Annotated in this window: 5 protein-coding genes; 4 read left to right on the forward strand and 1 reads right to left on the reverse strand. The window is 39.0% G+C overall.

Annotated features, from left to right (window positions below; genetic code table 11):
- Positions 1–80 precede the first annotated feature (80 nt).
- On the reverse strand, positions 81–1289 hold the full coding sequence (locus tag ACRD64_RS24985) for an IS91 family transposase (RefSeq protein WP_430937318.1): 1209 nt from the start codon (positions 1287–1289) through the stop codon (positions 81–83).
- 415 nt (positions 1290–1704) lie between these two features.
- On the opposite strand from ACRD64_RS24985, the gene ACRD64_RS24990 reads away from it, so the two are divergent.
- From ACRD64_RS24990 to ACRD64_RS25005, 4 genes are all read left to right on the forward strand, one after another.
- Positions 1705–2232, forward strand: a complete 528-nt coding sequence (locus tag ACRD64_RS24990; RefSeq protein WP_430937320.1) for a hypothetical protein — start codon at positions 1705–1707, stop codon at positions 2230–2232.
- A 136-nt stretch (positions 2233–2368) separates the two neighbouring features.
- Positions 2369–2614: an AbrB/MazE/SpoVT family DNA-binding domain-containing protein gene (locus tag ACRD64_RS24995; protein ID WP_430937322.1), complete on the forward strand. Its 246-nt coding sequence runs from the start codon at positions 2369–2371 to the stop codon at positions 2612–2614.
- On the forward strand, positions 2605–2928 hold the full coding sequence (locus tag ACRD64_RS25000) for a type II toxin-antitoxin system PemK/MazF family toxin (protein WP_430937324.1): 324 nt from the start codon (positions 2605–2607) through the stop codon (positions 2926–2928). Before ACRD64_RS24995 ends, ACRD64_RS25000 begins: the two co-directional genes overlap by 10 nt.
- Positions 2929–3097: 169 nt before the next feature.
- Positions 3098–3979 (forward strand): toxin-antitoxin system YwqK family antitoxin, encoded by an 882-nt coding sequence (locus ACRD64_RS25005; RefSeq protein ID WP_430937326.1) that lies wholly within the window; start codon positions 3098–3100, stop codon positions 3977–3979.
- The last annotated feature ends 441 nt before the right edge of the window (positions 3980–4420 follow it).

The following is a 4420-nucleotide window of genomic DNA, read 5'->3' on the forward strand; positions in this document are numbered from 1 at the left end:
TAAATTCATGGCTGATTAAGAAAAAAGTGAACGGGTATGGCCGTTTTCACTGGGTGGGTATAGACCGTTTTTTCTAGTTGTTACCCGGGCTCTATATGGTTGTAAGGGACAATGCCGGCAAACCTTAAACGTCCTTTGTTGCACTTGGGGCAGTTGGGGTTTTTGAAATTGCGGATCAGGCCTTTAATTTCGTCCCACACCGTATCTTGTTTTTCCGACACCGTTATGCCATCTTCCATAGCCTCCTCTTTGGCATCCTCGTGTTCGCGTCGCAGGATTTTTTTTGCGGTTTCGATATTCTGCCTGCGGTATCTGTTGGCGAATATGCCGTAGCTTCGGACCTTGAAAAACCCTTTGGGCAAAACGTGCAACAGGAAGCGCCGTATGAACTCGTCGATATCCAGCCGCATTTTCCTGGACCGCCCCGTCCGGTAATCTTTCCAGGAGAACAGCACCTTTCCGTCCTTCACCTCAATGATACGGCGGTTGGTGATGGCTATCCTGAAAACATAGCGCGACAGGTATTCCAGGATTTTTTCCGGGTGTCCGAGGGGAGCCTGGATGTTCACCACCCACTCCTTTTTATAAAGTTTGCCGACAAAAGTTTGCCACGCCTTCTTACCGGCGATTTGCGCCAGCTTGCCCTTGAACACGAGCTGGTTCCCGTCGATGGCCTGTTTCAGCAGGTCCAGGAATTTCCCCCTAAATTTGCGTGACAGCGCCTTGTAGTGGACGAAGAAACCGTTTTTGTTACCGGCATGCACCCAATGCTTCTTGTCGAAACCCAACCCGCCTGCCGGCATGATACAGTGCAGGTGGGGATGTTCCATCATGTTTTGGCCCCATGTGTGAAGCACGGTCATTAAACCGATGTCGGCACCCAGATGTTTGGTGTCGCGGGCCAACTCCAACAGTGTTTGTGAGGCCGCTTTAAAAAGAATGCCGTACATCGCCTTTTTGTTTTGCAAGCAAAGCGGATTAAGTTCATGGGGAACCGTGAACACCAGGTGGTAATACCCCACGGGCAAAAGTTCCGTCATCCGTTTGTCGAGCCATTGCAGTTTGTCCTTTTGCTGACACACGGGGCAATGACGGTTTCTGCACGAATCATATGCCTTGGTGGTATAAGCACAGTTGTTGCACTGCTCGAAGTGATTTCCCAGTGCGTTGGTCCTACAGGCCGAGAGCAACCTGATCAGTCCTTTTTCCTGTCCTTTTACCCTGTTACGGGTGATATAAGCTTCCCCGTACTCCCCAAATATCTCCCCGATGGTTATTTCTTTCTGCATAAGGCACCGATATTGTCCAGATTGTCAAGCGGATTCTTTACTTCAACGAAGCTGTGGTAATCCAGTAGGTGTAAATCCTACCTAAATAATTTTCTTAAAGATCATTGCTCCGTTCGGCATAATTCAAGCAAGCTTGATTCTGCTCTCTCTTATCGCAATAATTTGCTGTTCATTTAGAAGAGCTGCCGACAGTTATGTCCGTGAGGATTGTCGCTGAAGCCTGGTATGCTCAAATGACCAAGCCGTAATGCGCAAGTGTAAGCATATGAGGGAAAACTTCACAGCCTGTCCACGAACATCGGGATACGGTTTGATGCAGTGGGCGCTGATAGTTTACATTAAATTATTACTTTTAGGGGTATTAATTAGAGTAAACTATCAGGCTCTACTCTACGCACCAATATAAAAATACACAATGCTTAAAGACAAAAAAGTAAGCTGGACAACCATTAGTATTTTGGGATTTGCAGTTTGGATTTTTTGCGGACTATTGATTCTTTTTAATGCAGAGAATGAACTAGTTTATTCATTATTTGACATAATCGGGACAATAGGGCAATTAGTTGGACTTGGATATATTTTAACGAATCTAAAATATAGGGAACTTCTAACTGACCCAATTTTCATGACAGGTTTTTCAGTTGGAATTATTGCTATAATAATGAAGATAATGCATTATCAATGGAACGACTTCGCTTTAATGTTAAGTGTTGTTGTTTTAATCAGTGGGTCTTTGATTAGACTTGCCAAAAAAGACAGGAAAGAAATACTGAATTTTCTAAAAGTGGGATGGTTTATTTCTTTTTCTATTGGTGGAGTGTTGAAATTAAATCATTATCCAGGAGCATATAAAACCTTGGCTGTTTCATCATTTATTTTATGGACAATTATTGTTAACTATACATACAAATTGGAGAATAGAAAAAACAGGTGCCAACAATAAACAAAAGCTACGGCTTGCAGTAAACTGACAAGTAAGTGCTATAAATTGCCCAACTTGCCATACCCACACGGTTAAGCTTAATTTGGAAAAATAGATTCTATGTGATAACTTTGTAATTACACAAAACGCATAAATTATGGAAGTTTCAGTGATAAGAATAGGAAATTCTAAAGGAATTAGACTTAGTAAAACACTCTTAGAGAGGTATAATATTAGAGACAAGGTTGACTTGATTCTAGAGAAAGGTCAAATTGTTCTAAGACCATTATCGACTCCTAGAAAAGGTTGGGAAAAGGCATTTAAAGAAATGAATGAAAACGGCGACGACAGACTTCTTTTTAACGATGTCTTTGAAGACGAAAACCTTGACGAATGGAAATAAAACAATATCAGATCATCTTAGTAAATCTGGATCCCACTATTGGGAGTGAAATTAAAAAGACCAGACCTTGCGTTGTTGTTTCTCCTGACGAGATGAATAAATATCTGAGGACAGTTGTTATCGTCCCTATGACAACGAGTTCCAAAAACTATCCGACCAGAGTTGAAGTAAAACATGACAACAAAATTGGTTGGATTGTTCTGGACCAAATTCGAACGATAGACAAACAAAGAATTATAAGACCTTTGGGGCGTTTATCAAAACCTGAGACGAAAGAATTAAAAGCTATTTTCAAAGAGACATTTGTTGACTAAAAGAAAATCAAACTAAGCCTAACCATGGTCAAAATGCATAGGCTAAATTATAATTATAAAATCGCAGCTTCGGTGGGCGTTATCTTCGGCCGGACAAATCAAACTCCGTTGGACTCGTCCGTCTACGACATCTTGCCCGAACCGTTGGCATTAATTAACCATTGCAGAAATGATACGGAATACTATAGTTGCAGCATTTTTACTTATCATAAATGTGCAGATTAAAGGTCAAGAAACAATATTAAAAAAGAGAGAATTTGGGGGCATTTATGAAGAATACTATGTGCTTAAGAAAGATAAAAAAGTTAAGTCTGGGAGTTATGTGAAATATGCTCAAAATATATTTGGTCATATTATAATTTTTGAAAAAGGTTACTATAGCAATAATCAAAAGGAAGGGTATTGGAAGAAGTTTGGCAATAATCAATTACAGGAAGTTAGAAGCTACTCTAAGGGAATGCTAAATGGAGACTATTATTATTACTACATAGATACATCAGGAGTAAAAACAAGTAATCAATTTATAGACTATAAAGGGACGAAGAATGATTCTTTAATCTTTACAATGAATGATGAACAATTACTGATAAGAGAGCATGGGAAATATAAGAATGATAGGCGAAGTGGTATTTGGAATTTTTATCATGCGAATGGAGATGTTTATTATACTTATGACTTTTCAAATGATTCCCTAATTTTTAATGATAATGTAAGCTTAATTGAAAATAGAGAATTACCATGTTATAAAGGCGGAGGTAAAAATGGACTTTTAATGGAGCTTTTCCCATATCTATATAGTAACATGTCCAATGACTCTGTAAATTTCAACTGTAGTTTTTTAATAAGTAGTAATGGAAAACTTGAGAGTCTAACCGTTAATAGCTCTTTAAACTCTAAAAAATACAATAAACGAATACCTAAGATGGTTAAATTACGTTATGATTGGCTTTGCAATAAGAATCAAGAAGGTTGTTCTAATTATGAAGCTGTTATAAGTATTGTTAAGGGAGAAGAACATATAACGACAAATATTGAGCTTAAAAATAACTAATGCAACATTGGCTCATAAAGCATAAGTGAGTCCGACTAATTTTGGTCGGTTCGTGGCTTCGGCAAACAACGCCAAATCGCAGATTTGACTTAAAAAATGAAAAGTTAAAACAAATAAAACGCTTTGGCCCAGGAGCTGTTAGGAAGGTTTGGTTCATGAAATCTCCGCACGCGTCATCCAGTGAACGTTACCGCAAATGCTAAAAAAGTTGCACATCAACGAAATTAATTAAAAAACAGGGATTTTTACGGGTAAATGACATCATAGAAATTCAACATGAGTTAATTGGAAACAATGCTGGAATAAGAAGTATGCCTGGCACTGTTTTAAAAAATGACACTACAGGAGCAGCATAATTCAAGCGAGCTTGATTCTGCTCTCTCTTATCGCAATAATGTACTGTTCATTTAGAAGAGCTGCCGACAGTTATGTCCGTGAGGA

The organism is Saccharicrinis sp. 156, assembly GCF_050589685.1.
GTDB lineage: Bacteria > Bacteroidota > Bacteroidia > Bacteroidales > Marinilabiliaceae > Saccharicrinis.

Excerpts from the sequence above, each read along its gene's own strand:
- ACRD64_RS24990 (WP_430937320.1), top strand. The coding sequence starts at position 1,705 with ATGCTTAAAGACAAAAAAGTAAGCTGGACAACCATTAGTATTTTGGGA.
- ACRD64_RS24985 (WP_430937318.1), bottom strand. The coding sequence starts at position 1,289 with ATGCAGAAAGAAATAACCATCGGGGAGATATTTGGGGAGTACGGGGAA.
- ACRD64_RS25005 (WP_430937326.1), top strand. The coding sequence starts at position 3,098 with ATGATACGGAATACTATAGTTGCAGCATTTTTACTTATCATAAATGTG.
- ACRD64_RS24995 (WP_430937322.1), top strand. The coding sequence starts at position 2,369 with ATGGAAGTTTCAGTGATAAGAATAGGAAATTCTAAAGGAATTAGACTT.
- ACRD64_RS25000 (WP_430937324.1), top strand. The coding sequence starts at position 2,605 with ATGGAAATAAAACAATATCAGATCATCTTAGTAAATCTGGATCCCACT.